The organism is Frankia sp. CeRuru1 (assembly GCF_977966315.1).
Genome location: NZ_CDWWEW010000003.1, coordinates 10,006 through 26,425, shown reverse-complemented (window position 1 = coordinate 26,425; position 16,420 = coordinate 10,006). Strand labels below are relative to the sequence as shown.

13 protein-coding genes and 1 pseudogene are annotated in these 16,420 nt (G+C 68.4%); 6 read left to right on the top strand and 8 right to left on the bottom strand.

Going from position 1 to position 16,420, the window contains the following annotated elements:
• The first annotated feature begins 65 nt into the window (after positions 1–65).
• From AC08OP_RS00570 to AC08OP_RS00560, 3 genes are read left to right on the top strand one after another with little or no spacing between them, the layout of a single operon-like run.
• Positions 66–1,580, top strand: coding sequence for a type I restriction-modification system subunit M (locus tag AC08OP_RS00570; protein WP_476612399.1), 1,515 nt, complete (start codon positions 66–68; stop codon positions 1,578–1,580).
• A 7-nt stretch (positions 1,581–1,587) separates the two neighbouring features.
• Positions 1,588–2,787: a restriction endonuclease subunit S gene (locus AC08OP_RS00565; RefSeq protein WP_476612398.1), complete on the top strand. Its 1,200-nt coding sequence runs from the start codon at positions 1,588–1,590 to the stop codon at positions 2,785–2,787.
• A 3-nt stretch (positions 2,788–2,790) separates the two neighbouring features.
• Entirely contained in the window at positions 2,791–5,880 is a 3,090-nt protein-coding gene (locus AC08OP_RS00560; RefSeq protein WP_476612397.1) for a type I restriction endonuclease subunit R, read from the top strand.
• A gap of 84 nt (positions 5,881–5,964) precedes the next feature.
• Here the strand turns inward: AC08OP_RS00560 and AC08OP_RS00555 are convergent.
• A pseudogene (locus AC08OP_RS00555) lies at positions 5,965–6,234 on the bottom strand (DDE-type integrase/transposase/recombinase); the annotation flags it as partial.
• 147 nt (positions 6,235–6,381) lie between these two features.
• Between AC08OP_RS00555 and AC08OP_RS00550 the strand changes: the two are divergent.
• Genes AC08OP_RS00550 through AC08OP_RS00540 form a run of 3 tightly spaced genes read left to right on the top strand, consistent with a single transcriptional unit; the run spans position 6,382 to position 8,659 of the window.
• Positions 6,382–8,013, top strand: a complete 1,632-nt coding sequence (locus AC08OP_RS00550) for a (2,3-dihydroxybenzoyl)adenylate synthase (RefSeq protein WP_476612396.1) — start codon at positions 6,382–6,384, stop codon at positions 8,011–8,013.
• Positions 8,014–8,051: 38 nt separating this feature from the next.
• Positions 8,052–8,360, top strand: a complete 309-nt coding sequence (locus AC08OP_RS00545) for an ArsR/SmtB family transcription factor (protein WP_476612395.1) — start codon at positions 8,052–8,054, stop codon at positions 8,358–8,360.
• Positions 8,357–8,659, top strand: coding sequence for a hypothetical protein (locus tag AC08OP_RS00540; protein ID WP_476612394.1), 303 nt, complete (start codon positions 8,357–8,359; stop codon positions 8,657–8,659). Before AC08OP_RS00545 ends, AC08OP_RS00540 begins: the two co-directional genes overlap by 4 nt.
• A gap of 102 nt (positions 8,660–8,761) precedes the next feature.
• On the opposite strand, the gene AC08OP_RS00535 is transcribed toward AC08OP_RS00540, so the two are convergent.
• The 7 genes from AC08OP_RS00535 to AC08OP_RS00505 all read right to left on the bottom strand — a co-directional run bounded on the left by AC08OP_RS00535 (position 8,762) and on the right by AC08OP_RS00505 (position 16,335).
• Positions 8,762–9,097 carry a hypothetical protein gene (locus tag AC08OP_RS00535; RefSeq protein ID WP_476612393.1) on the bottom strand — a complete coding sequence of 112 codons (336 nt, stop codon included), beginning with the start codon at positions 9,095–9,097 and terminating at the stop codon, positions 8,762–8,764.
• Between the two features lie 862 nt (positions 9,098–9,959).
• Positions 9,960–10,976: a C45 family autoproteolytic acyltransferase/hydolase gene (locus tag AC08OP_RS00530; protein WP_476612392.1), complete on the bottom strand. Its 1,017-nt coding sequence runs from the start codon at positions 10,974–10,976 to the stop codon at positions 9,960–9,962.
• Entirely contained in the window at positions 10,973–11,572 is a 600-nt protein-coding gene (locus AC08OP_RS00525; protein ID WP_476612391.1) for a GNAT family N-acetyltransferase, read from the bottom strand. The genes AC08OP_RS00530 and AC08OP_RS00525 overlap by 4 nt, the downstream gene beginning before the upstream one ends.
• Before the next feature lie 3 nt (positions 11,573–11,575).
• Complete coding sequence (locus AC08OP_RS00520; protein ID WP_476609196.1) at positions 11,576–11,854, bottom strand: acyl carrier protein; 279 nt, start codon at positions 11,852–11,854, stop codon at positions 11,576–11,578.
• Positions 11,844–13,358 (bottom strand): AMP-binding protein, encoded by a 1,515-nt coding sequence (locus AC08OP_RS00515; RefSeq protein ID WP_476612390.1) that lies wholly within the window; start codon positions 13,356–13,358, stop codon positions 11,844–11,846. The genes AC08OP_RS00520 and AC08OP_RS00515 overlap by 11 nt, the downstream gene beginning before the upstream one ends.
• Entirely contained in the window at positions 13,355–15,343 is a 1,989-nt protein-coding gene (locus AC08OP_RS00510) for a class I tRNA ligase family protein (RefSeq protein ID WP_476612389.1), read from the bottom strand. The genes AC08OP_RS00515 and AC08OP_RS00510 overlap by 4 nt, the downstream gene beginning before the upstream one ends.
• Positions 15,340–16,335, bottom strand: a complete 996-nt coding sequence (locus AC08OP_RS00505) for an NAD(P)/FAD-dependent oxidoreductase (RefSeq protein ID WP_476612388.1) — start codon at positions 16,333–16,335, stop codon at positions 15,340–15,342. Before AC08OP_RS00505 ends, AC08OP_RS00510 begins: the two co-directional genes overlap by 4 nt.
• Positions 16,336–16,420 lie beyond the last annotated feature (85 nt).

Here is a 16,420-nt window from a genome sequence, read left to right as displayed (position 1 = left end):
CGACGCACCCGCCGAGCACGGCATGATTGGACCACTGCCATCACGACGAAGGATCCCATCCGCCTGTGATCACACAGACCGACCTTGAGTCGCGGTTGTGGGCTGCGGCCAACGCACTCCGCGGCCCCGTCGACGCGGCCGACTACAAGACCTACGTGTTCCCGATGCTGTTCTGGAAGTGGATCAGTGACGCGTGGGACTACGAACACAGGCTGGCGGTCAAGGAGTATGGCGGGGAGCTGACCGACGAGATCGAAGCCGACTTCCACCGCTTCGAGCTCCCGAAGAACACCCGCTGGTCGGTGGTCACCAAGACCCAGGTCAACCTCGGCGACGCTGTCGCGAGGGCGTTCCAGCGCATCGAGCAGGCCAACCCTAGGGCCCTTGCCCGGATCTTCGGCGACGCGTCTTGGGGCAATGAGGAGCGGCTGCCGCCCTCGGCGCTCCGCGGGCTGGTGAAGGCGTTCGACGACATCCCGCTCGACCCGTCCACGGTGAGCCACGACCTGCTCGGCGCCGGCTATGAGTACCTGCTCAAGAAGTTTGCCGACGTCTCCGGCCAGAAGGCCGGAGAGTTCTTCACCCCGCGTGAGGTGGTCAACCTCTTGGTCGCCATCCTGCGACCCGAGCCCGGCGAGTCGATCTACGATCCGGCCTGCGGCTCCGGCGGCATGCTGGTGGCCACCATCAACCAGGTGCGCGAGTTCGGCCAGGACCACCGCACCCTGCGTCTATACGGCCAGGAGGTCAACCTGACCACCTCGGCGATCGCGAAGATGAACCTCTTCCTCCACGAGATCGAGGACTTCGAGATCAAGCGCGGCGACACCCTGCGCAAGCCGCTCTTCAAGGAGCCCTCGGGCGCGCTGACCCAGTTCGACGTGGTCATCGCCAATCCCCCGTTCTCCAAGGATGGCTGGGGCGCCGACCAGTGGGCCTCCGATCCTCGTGCCGTCGGCGGCGTACCGCCGGCGAAGAACGGCGACTTCGCCTTCGTCCAGCACATGGTCGCCTCGATGAGGCCCGGCACCGGCCGCGTCGGTGTCGTCATGCCTCACGGCGTCCTCTTCCGCAGCAGCGCCGAGGCCAAGATCCGTCAGTCCCTGATCGAGCGCGACCTCCTCGAAGCCGTCGTCGGCCTCCCGCCGAACCTCTTCTACTCCACGACGATCCCGGCCTGTATCCTGGTCTTCCGCCACCAGAAGCCCGCCGACCGCAAGGACAAGGTCGTCTTCATCGACGGCTCCGAACGGTTCGCCAAGGGCAAGAACCAGAACACCATGTCGCACGACGACGTCAAAGTGCTCACCGAGGCGTACCGCGCCGGCCTCGCCCTCGACGGCCCCGACCTCAGCGCGTACGTCAACGTCGCCGACTTCGACGAGATCAAGGCCAACGGATTCGACCTCAACATCGGCCGCTACATCACCAAGACCGCCGAGGAGGCCGTCGACCTCGGCACTGCGCTGGTCGCGTATGCCGACGCCCGCGAGCAGCGGATCGCCGCCGAGGCAGCCATGTTCGAGCGGCTTGCCGCCGCTGGGATCGACCTGACTGCCTTCGGGGTGACGGATGGATGAGTCGCCGATGGTTCGTCTCGGTGACGTGACCCGTCAGATCCAGGATCAGGTCTCCGTCGAGGTCGACAGGTCCTACCCGCTGCTCGGCGTCAAGTGGTACGCCGAAGGGCCGTTCCTCCGCGAGACTGTCACGCACGAGACGTCGAAGGCGACGAGGTTCTACCGAGTCTCCGCAGGACAGTTTATCTACAACCGGCTCTTCGCTTGGAAGGGATCGTTCGGGCTGGTCGGCGACGACCTGGACGGCTCGTACGTCTCGAACGAGTTCCCCCTATTCGAGTGCGACCGCAAGCGACTGCTTCCCGAGTTCCTCATGCTGCACTTCCGCCAGCCCGGAGTCTGGGACTACATCGAGCGCGTCAGCACAGGCACCACGGCGAGCCGGAACCGTTGGAAGGATGCCCAGTTCAACGACTACTCCATCGCTCTGCCACCGCTGGCGGCGCAGCGCCGGATCGTCAACATCGTCGCGTCGATCGACCAGATGGCCATCAACCTCACTGCCGAGGCTTCTGCTGCTGGTACCCTTCTCGACATCTCCATCACCGAGGTGTTGGCAACTCTCCCGCATTCCAAGACGATGAGTGAGATCGCCAAGACGCGATCAGGGCCGTCCTATGCGGCGAGCGACGTGTCAGATTCTCCGACCGCCGACTCCGTTCCGGCAATCGGCATCCCCAACACCAGACCTGACGGCTCGATCGACCTGAGCACCGTGGGGCACGTCAGCGGACTGCCCGACTCCGTCTGGAAGGTCGACGAGACGAGCCTGATCCTCATCCGCACAAACGGGAATCGCGGCCGGATCGGCAACGTGTACCTCCCTCCGCAGGAAGCACATGGGCATGTGGTGAGCGCCTTCCAATTTCTTATGACGGTGTTCGACCCTGCCGACCGCGAGTACGTCTACTGGGCCCTCCGAGACTCGCGTATGCAGGCCGCAATGAGCGACGCCGCATCCGGTACCACCGGCCTCGGGAACCTTGCCGCGAGGTGGCTCAACAACGCTCAGATTCCATGGGCTGAGGACCCGGAGACGCGGCGAAACGCGGTGACCACGCTCCGCCATCAGCAAGCCGCTCTGACGGCGTCGCGCGATGAGTTGCGCGCTCTCACCACCTATCGCTCGGCGCTTGTCACCGCACTCCTCAATCAAGAGCTCAAGATCCCGGCGGCGTATGACCGGTTCTTGGAGGAGGTCGCGTAGACCATGGGCTGGAGCGAGGCTTCGACGATCCAAGCGGCTCTACTGGAGTGGGCGCAGGACGCCGGGTGGGAACACATACCCGGCGCCGATCTGCCGCGTGATGAGCATGAGGTCATAGTCGAGTGGTGGGTACGCGAGGCGCTGCTCCAGCACAATCCGGATCTGGTCGACGACGAGGAGTCGACTGGCATGGTAATCGCCGAGGTCAACCGGGTACTCCTGGACGCGACGAATGGCCTGGTCGCGACGAACGAGGCGTTGACGGTGATCCTGCGGGGGCAGCAGCCGTTCGTGACGGTGGCTGGGAAGCACGTGCCGCGGAGGTTCATCGACTTCGACGACCTGGAGGCCAACCGGCTCGTCGTGGCCGATGAGGTGACGATCAAGGGCGGGCGCGAGGCGCGGCGGTTCGACGTCGTCTACTACGTCAACGGGTTCCCGCTCGTGGTGGTGGAGACGAAGACGCCGGTGAAGCAGACGGTGTCGTGGTTCAACGCGGCGAAGGACATCCATGACGTCTACGAGGTGGAGTATCCGCAGTTCTTCGCGCCGAACGTGTTCAACGTGGCGACCGAGGGACTTGAGTTACGGATGGCGCCGGTGCGGGCCGAGCCGGATCCGGAGAGCGAGTTCTGGGCGCCGTGGGGTGAGACCGCTGGTGACCCGAACCTGTCCGGGCCGGCGCGTGTCGAACGGGATGCCCGGACGCTGCTGACGCCGGGGATGGTGCTGGCGATCCTGCGGGACTTCGCGATGTACCGGCATGCCCGGGATGCCTCGGAGCAGGATGTGAAGTTGCTGCCTCGCTATCCGCAGGTCGAGGCCGCGGTCGCGATCCATGACAAGGTGCTCGCCGGTTCCAGGAACGCCCAGGGTGGCGGCGGGCTGGTGTGGCATCACCAGGGGTCGGGCAAGACCGAGCTGATGGCGTTCACCGCCTCGCGGCTGCTGCGCGATGAGCGGGTCGGGGTGCCGACGGTGATTGTGATCGCGGACCGTAAGGACCTGGTGCGGCAGACCGCGGAGATGTTCCGTACCGCCGGGATGCCGGCGCTTGAGGTGCCGAAGACCAAGCAGTCGTTGTGGACAGTGCTGAAGAAGGCCGGGCCGCGGGTGGTGGTGACCACGCCGCACAAGTTCGCCGAGGCCGGTCTCCTCACCGACCGGTCCAACATCATCGTGCTTGTCGACGAGGCGCACCGTTCCCAGGAGGGCAAGCTCGGTGACGCGTGGCGGGAGGCGGTGCCGAACGCGACGTTCTTCGGGATGACCGGCACCGCGGTCAAAGCCGGTGAGCGGGACACGTTCAAGCTCTTTGGTAACCCCGAGGATCCCGATCTGGTGCTGTCGCGGTACACGATGGAGCACTCGATCGCCGACGGGTTCACCAAGCCCGTCATCGTCGAAGGCCGGTCGGTGAAGTTCGAGCTGAGCAAGGAGCAGCTCGATGAGGCGTTCGAGGAGCTCGCCGACGACGAAGGGCTCGACGACGAGGCCAAGGAGTTCCTCTCCGGCAAGGCCAGCCATATCGCCACCATCCTGAAGAATCCCGAGCGGGTCGCCTCGGTCTGCGGCGACATCGTCGACCACTACCTCACCTACGTGGCTCCGCTCGGGCAGAAGGCTCAGGTCGTGGCGTACAACCAGGAGCTGGTGGTGGCGTACGCGGCCGCGATCCAGGCCGAACTGAAACGCCGCGCCGCGGCGATGACGATGCCGGACGGGTCCAGTGTCGCGCGTGAGGTCGGCGTGGTGATGCATGTGGAAAACTCCAAGAGCACCCCGTCGGGGTACAGGAAGTACCTGCTCTCCGACGAGGCCGAGGAAGGGCTCAAGCGGCGCTTCAAGAAGGTCGACGACCCGCTCTCGTTCGTGGTCGTCACCGCGAAGTGGATGACCGGGTTCAACGCGCCGATCGAGGGCGTGCTCTACCTCGACAAGCCGCTCAAGGCGGCCAACCTGTTCCAGACCATCACCCGGCCCAACCGGCCGTGGAAGAACCCGCTGACCGGGCAACGCAAGGAATACGGCCGGGTCGTCGACTACATCGGGCTGGCCAAGGCCATCGGCGACGCGCTGCTTGGCCCCAAGGCGAAGGACGGGACTGAGCCCGAGAAGCCGACCGTGCACGACATGGCCAGCCTGGTCGGGCGGTTCATGACCGACATGACCGTGCTCACCTCGCTCTTCGACGGGATCGACACGCGTGATGCGTCGTTCACCGCGTTGGCCGAGGCGCATGAGCGGATCCCGGCCGACAGCGAGGCGCGGACCACGTTCGTGGAGACGTTCACCGCGGTGCAGCGGATCTGGGAGTTCCTCGATCCCAACCCGATGCTGGCGCCGTTCCAGGGCACGTATCTGTGGCTGGCGAAGCTGTACATGTCGATCCAGCCCAAGGGACTCGACAAGGGACTGCTGTGGGCCAAGCTCGGCGCGAAGACCGAGGCGCTGATCCACGCCCACATGGGTGACATCTCGGTGAAGCCGCTGGCTTCTCGGAACGTCACCCTGGACGCGGCCGGGATCGCGCTGATCAAGAAGATCGCCCAGTCGCTCCAGGTACCGCTGTCCGTGCCCGACCCGAAAGCTCCCGGGCAGATCGTGGAGGAGATCCTCGACTCCATCGAGGCCCGGCTCAAGCGCCGTCTCGGCCAGGACACCGACTCCGCAGGCTACAAGAGCTTGGCCGAGCGGATCGAGAAGCTGCGGCTGCGCGCCATCTCCTCGGTCGAGGAGTCGCTGCAGTTCCTGGAGGACGCGCTCCAGGTCGCCCGCGACGTCGTCGCTGCCGATCGCGCGGCCGAGGAAGGCACGCTCGCCGACGGCGAGCGTCTCTACGACCCGAAGATCGGAGCACTCACACAGATCGTCGAGCAGAACACCCCTGCCGGTCTGCACAAGATCGTGCCCGACATCGTCGACCGGATCGATCGGATCGTCCTTGAGGTCTCCTACACCGGCTGGACCAGCTCCGACCGCGGCGACCGGGAGGTGCGCAAGGCCATCCGCTCCACACTCAAGGACTTCAGCCTGCCGGTCACTGGCGTGCTCTTCGACAAGACCTACGACTACGTGAAGAAGAACTACTGACGGGCTGACGAGTCGGAGATTTGAGGTCAGACCGGCGGGTTGGCCGGCGGCGCCATCGCCGTCAGATCCCGCCCACCAGAGTAAACGGACTTTATGGTAGCGGAGGGTGCGCTGGTAGGCGCCGGAAAGGTGTTGAGAGCCGTGGTCCGAGTGGAAAACCGCTCCGGATTCCAGTCGGGTCCCGGCCATGGTGAACGCGTCAATGATCAGTTCGGTGCGCATGTGGTCTGCCATCGACCCTCCGATGACTTTCCGGGAGTAGCAGTCGATCTCGACTTTCGTGGTTATGCGGCGTCGGTTTCCCAGGCCAGGCGAAGGGTATGGATGTCGGCTGTTCGGGGTGTGGTCTGATATTTGGTGGTGATGAGGACGCGGCGGAGCTTGGTGGCTCTCCGCAGTAGACCAGAAGTTGTAGTTGTCTGACTAAGTGGTTAGGGCTGGAAGTTCCTCGGGGGTACGCCGACACACGGAGAAGACACCCGAGAAAGGGAAGGTCGGGCAATGCTGCCGGACTGCACACCGTGGCCGGATGACGTCAGCGAGGCGTACCGGCGAGCCGGTTACTGGCGAGGCGAGTCACTTGGTGCTCTGCTGCGCGCCTCGGCGACCGCCCACCCGCTGCGCACCGCGCTGGTATCGGGCCGGGACAGGTACAGCTACCTGGATCTCGACACCAGGGCGGACCGGCTGGCGGCCGGGCTGCTGCGCCTCGGCCTCCACCGCGGGGAACGGGTGGTCGTGCAGCTACCCAACGTCGCGGACTTCGCCGTGCTGTGCTTCGCGCTGTTCCGCCTCGGCGCGCTGCCGGTGTTCGCGCTGCCCGCGCACCGGGACAGCGAGATCGGCTACCTGTGCGAGCTGACCGAGGCAGCCGCGTATGTGATCCCCGACCGGGTTGCCGGCTACGACTACCGGCCGCTGGCCCGCAGGATGCTGCGCCGTGCGCCCGCCTTGCGGGAGGTGCTTGTGCTGGGTGAGGCCGAGGAGTTCACTGCGCTGTCCGATCTCTCGGACGAGCCTTGTGCACTGCCCGAGGCCCGCGCGGACGAGGTCGCGCTGTTCCTGCTCTCCGGCGGGACGACCGGCACCCCGAAGCTCATCCCCCGCACCCACGACGACTACGCCTACAATCTGCGGGCCAGCGCCGAACGGTGCCGCTTCGGCCCGGCCACGGTCTACCTCGCGGCCCTGCCGGTAGCCCACAATTTCCCGTTGGCCTGCCCCGGCATCCTCGGCACTCTCTACGCCGGCGGGGCCGTCGTGTTCGCCGCGACCCCGAGCCCCGATGAAACCTTCCCGCTGATCGAACGGGAACGGGTGACCGCAACGGCACTGGTTCCCGCGCTCGCCCTGCTCTGGGCGGACGCCCGCGAATGGATGAAGGACGAAGACCTGTCAAGCCTACGGCTGCTCCAGGTCGGCGGCGCGAAGCTCGGTGCCGAAGGTGCCCGGCGCGTCCGGTCGAGGCTCGGCGCTCCGCTGCAACAGGTCTTCGGGATGGCCGAGGGTCTGCTTACCTACACCGGCGTCGACGACCCCCCGGATCTCGCCGATGGCACCGAGGGACGACCGCTGTCGCCGGCCGACGAACTGCGCATCGTCAACGAGGAGGGCAATCACGTCGCCGATGGCGCGGTCGGTGAACTGCTCGTGCGCGGGCCCTACACGATCCGCGGCTACTACCGGGCGCCCGAACACAACGCCCGAGCCTTCACGCCCGACGGCTACTACCGTTCCGGCGATCTCGTACGCCGCCTGCCCGGCGGCCACCTGGTTGTGGAGGGCCGGCTCAAGGACGTGATCAACCGGGCCGGAGACAAGGTCTCCGCGGAGGAGGTCGAAGACCACCTGCGCGCCCACCCTGGTGTCGCGGGCGTCGCCATCGTGCCCGTCGCCGACGCCGCGCTGGGGGAACGCTCCTGCGCCTGCATCATCGCATCCGGTCAACCGCCGCGGCTGAGCGAGCTCACGGCCTTCCTGCGCGACCGGGGACTCGCCGCGTACAAGCTGCCCGACCAGCTCCAGGTCGTCGACGCGTTCCCGCTGACCCCGGTCGGGAAGATCAACAAACGTGCTCTCGCCGCACTGATTCCCGATGCGACAACCGTTGCCAGTACCGATAGCGATTGTTGAGATACACACAGGCACGACCCATGAATAAATGCTAATGTATGCACGTGGCTGACGCGATCTCACCGGACGCCCTGGAGGCGGCCAGCGGGCTGCTGCGCGCGCTAGCCTCCCCGGTGCGGCTCGCCATGATCGCCGAGTTGGCGGACGGTCCGCGCTGCGTCCACGAGATCGTCGCCGCAGTCGGGGTCAGTCAGCCGCTGGTCTCCCAGCACCTTCGGGTCCTGCGGGGAGCGGGCCTGGTGGCATCGGCGCGCCGAGGACGCGAGATTGCCTACCGGCTGACCGACGACCACGTCGCGCACATCGTGCGCGACGCCCTCACCCACGTACAGGAGGAAACCCCATGACCACGACCACCCACCTGCCCCACCACACCGCCGAGGAGCACGCCCACGCCGAGGGCTGCGGGCACGTGGCGGTCCCGCACGCCGACCACGTCGACTACGTCCACGACGGGCATCTGCACCGCGTGCACGAGGACCACGCCGACGACTGCGAACCCGCCGGCCACAGCGAGCACGCCGAGCATGCGCACCACCACGCGGCGGGATGTGGGCACGTCGCCGTTCCGCACCACGACCACGTCGACTACGTCCACGACGGCCACCGGCACGCCGCCCACGACGGTCACTGGGACGAACACTGAGGTCACTGAAACAAACGCTGAGCAGATCCCGGTCCCTCGACACCTCTGGCAGGGTGGCGCTCATGACGACAGTCAGGCGCTGCGCCCGGCGGAGGGACCGGGCTACTCCGGGTAGTCGGCTGGGACGGCGGCTGACGCCGTCCCATCTTCGCCTTCGCCGAGCAGGCGCCGGCCCTGCAGGGTGAACAGCAGGGCGAAGGAGGGACCGGCGAGGAGCACAGTGGCGATGAAGAACACGACGATCAGCGCGACGAGGGTGGCGTGCGGCCCGCCCGCGTTGGTCAGGGTCACCCCGGTACCGGGCAGCAGCACCGGATACTGGGCCACGCCCCATCCCCACACGACGGCGGCGACCCCGAACGCGACGATGATGAAGACCGAGGTCGGTCTTCGCGCCAGCGGCAGCCACCCGCTCGGCCGGCCGGCTCGTGCTGACACCCTTGTAGTCGGGACGCGGCATCCCGCACACCACCCCGTCGACCAGGACGAGGTAGCCCGTCTTGGTCCGCTCTAGCTCGTAGCCGGCATCCGGCGCCATGGCCGCGATGGTGGCCACCGCTTCGTCCAACGGCGACAGGTCGCGCTCCGGTTTGCGTCGCCGCGCTCCGGTTCTCGGCGTCCGGTCTAGTAGCATGCAGGACACTAGAATGATCGAGAATTCCGGCGAGCGTGAGGGGCCGCGAGTCAGCCGTCGGATGCCTGGAAGAACCCGCCAGTGCGACCGATCCGCGTCGTGTTCTCAGGCGGCGCGGACTCCCTCCGCCCGGCACTGATCTAAGAGCGCGGAATTGCGGAAGTGTGGGACAGCAGCGACGTCCCGCCCGTTCTCGCAGAGCCGAACGCGGACGACGAGAACGGCCGCGGGCTGCTGCTGGTCGACGCGCTCAGTCTGCGATGGTCCTGCTACCGCCCACGGACCGGCGGCAAGGTGGTGTGGGCTCAGCTTGCGGCAGGGACGCCCCCGGCGCATCGGCATGTCCGAACCGGCGGATCTGCGATGCCGACGCGGTCACCGGTCCTTGGACCGGCCGCCGCCTATCCCGCGCTATGCGGCCGAATGGCCGGCAGGCGTCACCCAGACTGCACCCAGACGGCACCCGTCGACTCTGCGGGTACGGTGATCCACGCCGGTCCGATCCCTATGAACGGAATCGTGCCCCGGGCAGCGACCCTCTCCACATCCCGCGACGCCAAATCATGGAAGGGTTGGCTAAAGAACCGCTTGTTCCAGCAGGTACGTACAGCGGCGGAAGAGTGGTCCGTCGTGGTGGATCGTCGTGGTGGACCGTCGCCACGATTGTTACTTCAACCGGAATGCCCGGGTAGTGGACAAGGCCGGGTCGCCGGGCCGAAGCCGCAGCTCCCCGAGCTCCGGTAACAGGACTGCTGCCGCGACCGTGCGCTCCCGCCGAATGTCGCCATTGCCGGGCACCCGGATGGGTGGGGCGGACAGCAACGCGAGGTGCTCCTCGGGCTCCTTCCCAAGAGTGGCGAGCGCCGCCGTGGCAGCCTCGAGCCGGCGGACGGAGGAGTTGCGGGCGAACACGTTGATCTCGTCGTGGGGAACGAAGTCGGGATGGAGGAAGTGGTTGGTGTGGACGGTCTGCGGCGCTTGCACGGTCCGTAGCTCGTCACCGAGGATCTCCACCCAGACCGCCTGGGTGGCATCGCAGAGAGTCAGCGACCGGGAGCTGGCCAGCCGCAGGCCGCGGAGGACGTCGAGTGCTTCCTCGACGCTCGCCGCTGTGTCGAGCAGGTGCCGGATCGCCAGGTACGGGGGCAGACCTGCCCGCCAGTCGCCACCCAGGACGAGGTTGAGCCCGACCGCGAGGCCGCGGCTGTTGAGGCCGAGGTACCCGAGCAGGCCACCGAAGCTCAGCACGAGCGAGCGGCCGATCGGCGAGGCCAGGTCGAGGACGGCGATCTGGTCTTCGAGGTCGCCGTTGAGGTCGACGGTCTGGGCGAGCAGCGGGCCGACGACCCGCGCGTAGGTGGTGCAGTCACCCGAGGTGGGGATCTTGGTGTAGCCGAGGATCTCGCGTCGAAGCTGGAGCAGCCAGGCCTCGTCCTCGTCCAGGCCCGCGCCGGACGCGAGCCCGGCGACCTCGGCCGCGAGCCGCGGTGTGGCGTGCTCGATCTCCGTACGGTACCGGGCGATCGTCGGACGGAGCCCGTCCAGCGTCACCGGGTCGGGCAGCAGCCGGCCGAGCCGGCAGACGTGGTCGTCCACGAACGACCGCAGCCGCCCCGCCAACGCCGCCCCGTGGGCCTTGCCCAGCTCCGACGGTTCCCCGTCCGCTCTGACCAGGACGGTCACGGGCGCACCTTCGGGTGCTCGGCGAGCGTCTTCTTCACGATCGGCCATTCCTCGGCCAGCACGCTGTAGTAGATCGCGTCGCGGCGGCGCCCGTCCGGCATGGGGTTGTAGCTGCGCAGCACCCCCTCCTCAACGGCGCCGATGTTGCGCAGGCCGCGCCGGGCCTGGGTGTTCAACACATCGGTCTTGAACTCCACCCGCAGCGCGCCCAGGCGCTCGAAGGCGTGCTCCAGCAGCAGGAACTTGGCCCACCGGTTGATCCCCGTGCCGCGGAAGTCACGGCCGAGCCACGACCAGCCGATCTCCAGCCGAGAGTCCGGCTCGGACAGGTTGCCATAGCTCATGCCGCCCGCGACCCGGCCGGTGCGCTTGTCGGTGACGACGAAGACACATCGCCGGCCGGCCCGATGGTCGGCGAGAGCGCCGTCGAAGAATGCCTCGAAGTCGGCGTCGGATGCCACTCGGGAGACGAAGTACCGCCAGATGCCCGGGTCGAAGGCGATCGCCCGCAGCGCTTCCCGGTCGGCCTCGGTGACGGGTGCGAGGCGGACGTGGTCGTTGTCCAGGACGGCCGGGCCGTCCGTGCGCCAGGCCACCGGTCAGGCCCCCGCTGGAGCGTGCCGGGACAGGATTTCCACACAGTCACGCAGGGTATGCATCCCGGCCAGATCGTCCTCGGTGAAATGGGCCATGTCGATGCCCGTGTCCCTGCACAGCGAGGTCAGGAACAGGACCTTGTTCAGCGAGGTCAGCCCGTAGGTACCGGTGAGGGCGGCAGCGGGCTCCAGGTCCTCGGGGGCGATGTCGATGGTCAGCACCGCGGCCAGGTTCTCCCGGACGGCGGTCTCGATGTCAGGCAGCACGGAGTCAGGCAGCATGGAGTCCCTTCCTCGGGTCGCCGAGCTGGCGCAGGTACACCGCTCGGATCTGCTTCCGCTTGGGTTTGTACTGAGATGTGAGCAGACCGTTGTCGATGCTGAACGGCTCGTCGGCCACCACGGCCCGGTGGATGTACTGGTCACCGCCGAGCGCCCGGTTGGTGGCCGCGAGCTGTGCGGAGATGGCGGCGGTGTCCGCCGGCACCGACGCCGGCGAGACGACCGCCACCAGCTCGGTCTGGGCCGGGCAGTAGAGCACGCACTCCGCGATGGCCGGGCTGGCCTTCAGGTGCTCCTCGATCTGCCTGACGATGATCTTCTTACCGTTGTCCAACACGATCGTGTCGTCGGCACGACCGAGAACGAACAGGAAGCCGTCGGCGTCGAGGTATCCGAGGTCACCGGTGCGCACGGTGCCGTCGGGGCCGAAGACCCGCTCGGAGTCGCCGGGCTCGCAGTAGGCGTACCGCCCGTTCACCGGGTACTCGGCACGGACGCTGATCACCCCGTCATCGTCGATGAGCACCTGCTTGCCCGGCAGCACCCGGCCTACGCTGCCCTCCCGGTGCGCGCCCGGGTGGTTCTTGGCCACGATGCACGTCTCGTTGAGGCCGTAGCCCTCGTAGATCGGCAGACCGAGCCGGTTGAAGAACGCGAGGGTGGCGGGATCGGCGGGCGCCGAGCCCGTCCAGAGGTAGCGGATGCGGTCGCCGAACAGGTCGCGGGCCACGTCGGCGAGGTCCCGGCCGGTGCGCTGGGCGCGGCGCTCGATCTGGCTGCGGGCACCTTCGAAGAAGCCGGGCACGCCCATGACGACGGTCGGCCGTACCTGGGTGAGTGCGACAAACGCCGCCTCGTAGGTGCAGACCGTGACGTCGTGGCCGTGCAGCAGCGCCGAATACACCCAGTAGCGCTGCTGAAGCAACGACAGCGGCAGGAACACCAGCAGATTGTCGCCGGGGCCGTGGCCGAACATGCCCTGGACGGCGTCCAGCGAGCTGTCGATGCTGCCGACGGTGGCGCCCAGGCCCTTGGGCGTGCCGGTGCTTCCCGAGGTGAACTTGATCGTGGTGACCTCGTCGGGGGCGTACCTGACCGGCGGCCGGGGCATGTCGGGCAGGTCGTCGGGCAGGTCGCCGGGCAGATCGTCGAGCAGCGCCGCGAGCTGCTCGACACCGGGCTCGCCGGACGGCCGGTCGGTGAACAGGAGGGAGAGGCCGTAGCGGTCCATGAGTTCGCGGGTGGGCGCGAACTTGCCCGGTTCCAGGCCGGCGGTCTCGACCTTGAGCCGCAGGGCGGCCAGGTCGAGCACCACCCACTCGAGGCTGTTGGCGGCGAGGATGCCGATCCGGTCGCCCGCACCGAGGCCGCGGGCGCGCAGCCTGGCCGCGACCAGGCCGGACAGTCGCCAGACCTCGGCGAGCGGGACCTCGCGGGTGCCGGCCAGCCTGGTGATGTACAGCGTCCCGCGGTCCGGGGTGGACGCCAGGAGTTTGTTGATCATGGCAGGCTCCTGCTGGTCGGGCGGAAGAACGTGGTGTGGGCGAGGGTGACCTTGCTGCCCGGCGGGATCAGCTCGACCGTGCTGGGCCACTGGTCGGGCGCCGGCTGGCCGAGGGCTTCGGCCAGCCGGACGGCGAAGCGCGGCATGACCGGCGCGGCGCCGTGCGCGAGCAGTGCGGCGGCGGCCAGCTCCAGTGCGGTGGCCGTGCGCACCTCGTCCGGCATGCCGCCGGCCCGCGCCAGCACGCGTTCCCGGCGGCTGAACCGGAGCGCGTCGGCCACCAGGGCGTCCAGTTCGGCGGCGGCCTGGTTGAGCGAGAACCCGCCGGGCCGCAGGCTGGCGGTGAGCGCCCCGAGCCGGGCAGCGAGCTGGCTGAGGAACCCGGCGTGCTCAGGGGTCCAGTTGCCGGCGTCGGGAGCCACCCCGCCGTAGTGGTCGGCCACGTGCTGGCCGAGGTCGTTCAGCCAGGCCTGCCAGGTACCGATCAGGGTGGTCGCGAGCGTGTGCTCGTAGGCGCCGGACTCGAAGTTCGTTCGCTCCGCCTCGGGGCGGCTGCGGGCGAGGAAGTAGCGCACGGCGTCCACGCTGCCGGCGTCGAGGATCTGCTTGCCCCAGATGGCGTGCCGGCGGCCGGTGGAGAACTTCAGGCCGTCGTAGAGGAAGAACTCGTTGACGTGGTAGTCGATGTCCGGCGTCCAGCCGGGCAGGGCGAGCTGGTAGAGCACCGGGTAGAGAATCGCGTGGTAAAAGCTGTTGTCGTAGCCGAAAAAGTGGACGATCTTCCAGTCGTCGGTCGGCTCGGCAGCCACCCAGTCCCGGCCGAGGCGCTCGCCGAGCTTCTGGATGCCGTGCAGGAAGCCGAAGGCCATCTCCGGCCATGCCCAGATCACCTGGCCGGCGCCGTTCGCCTCGTGCGGGGTGATGCCCCAGTCGCTGGGGTGGCTGACCGGGATGTCGACCCGCTCCCGGCGGAACAGTCGTGCGGCGAGCTCCCGTAGCCGGGCCGGGACGCGGCCCCGGCGGTGATGGTCGAGCACCGTGTCGGCGTGCTCATGCAGCGGCAGCACGTAGCGGCGGGCCGTGCCGGCAGTGGGTGCCTCGCCGGAGGGTCTGGCGACCGGATCAGCCAGGTCGACCACGGTGTTCGGCTCGCCGCACTCCTCGCAGATGTTGCCGCCGGTGACCTCACCGCAGCCGGGGCAGCCGCCGCGGACATCGACCTCGTAGAGGTATTGGCCGGTTTTCGGGTCGAACAGCGCGGGGCCGTCGCTCGGGGCGATCGCGCCGGAGTCGACCAGCCTGGTGAAGAAGTCCTTCAGCGCGGGGACGTAGCTGGGGTCGGCGTTCGTGACGGTGTACTGGTCGAGCGGGATGTCCATCAGTCGCAGGGTTTCCGCGATCTCGGCGCTGTAGTGCGCGGCTGTTTCGGCATTCGACCTGCCTTCCCGACGAGCGCAGTCGACCACGTAGGACTGGAAGTCGTCGCTGCCGGTCAGGTGCCAGATGTTGGCGCCGTTCATCCGTTGGAACCGGACGTAGGCGTCGGCACCCAGGTACGGGCCGGAGAGGTGGCCGAGGTGAAGGTCGCCGTTGGGGGTGGGCGGCGTCGAGAAGACGAACACCGGGCGGTCGCCGTGCTCACTGGTCACCGGGGTGGCCGAGGACACCGCGCGGGCGCCGTCGCGCCAGTACTGGGTGAGGAAGACCAGATCCTGATCCCCGGTGTTCTCCACGACGTGGGCCTCGAACGGCTCGAACAGGACGACGGTGCCCGGCGCGACCGGGTGGCGTCCGGAGCCCACGACGAACTCGCCGCGGCCGGCAACGATGACGATCAGCTCGGTTTCGTCGTGCCGGTGGTGCGCCGAGGCGACGCCCGGTGCGACCCGGCCCCAGGCGGCGCCGGTGCCCAGCCCGTCGACCGAGACCATGTCGATCCCGAATGCTTCGGAGAGTGCGGCGGCGCCAAAGCGATCGATGATCATGCGGTGTCCTTCTCGTCGAGCAGGTCGGCGGCTGCCGCGGCGATCGCGGGGGCCAGCCGGTAGCCGGAACCGCCCGCCGCGCCGGCGAACAGCACCCGGCCGTCGGCGGTGACCGGGCGCACGATCGGCGTACGGTCGGGGCTGTAGGCGTCGCAGAACACGCGGCCGGAGACACAGTACGGGCTGAGCTTCGGGGCGTAGCGCTCCAGGATCGCCCGGCCGCGGTCGAGGTCGTCGGCGGACAGCCCCCCGGTCAGCGCGTCCGGGGTGACGTCCCAGTCGGGTGAGGTGTAGCTGAACAGCCAGTGGCCGCGGTGGGCCAGCGGTAGCAGGAACGCGTCCTCGTCGTGGAAGACGGTCGTGCGGTCGTGCGGGGTGGCGGGTCGTTCGATGTGCAGGGCGACCACTTTCTTGATCCGGACGCCGAGCGGGGCAAGCAGCTCCGGCCAGGCCAGCCAGGGACCCGGCGCCAGCACGACGCGGCCGGCGGTGAGCCGGGCACCGGTGCTCAGCGTGAGGACGACGCCGTCCGGTGCGGACCCCACGGCGGTGACCGCGGTGCCCTCCCGGAACGCTGCGCGGCCGCGGAGCCGAGCGGCCAGGAGTTGGGTGAGCGCGCCGACGTCGGCGTAGTGGGCGCCGTCGCCGTCCCAGCCCTGGCCGGCCGGGCGCAGCCGCGCTTCGGGGAGGTAGTGCTCCCGGACGGCGGCTTCGTCGGTGCTGACCACGGTCAGGCCCACCGGGTGGATCGGCACCTGTGGGTCTCGCCGGCGCAGGTCCTCGTACCAGCGATGGCTGTAGGCGGCCAGCGCCCGCACCCGTGGGGTGGCACCGCGCGGGAAGTGCAGGCCGGCGGAGAACCGGGACACTCCGCCGCCAACCAGTCCCCTGTCGATCACCGTCACCCGCCGGTGGGGCGCGCGGGCCAGCGCCTCGGTGGCCACCAGGCAGCCGACCACTCCGGCACCGACCACCACGACGTCGGCGCCCACATAATCGGGCGCCCTTTGGCCCAGGATCGTCCCGGAAAGAGGGGCCTCCGGGCGTGCAGCTTCGCCATAATCGCACGCCCTTTGG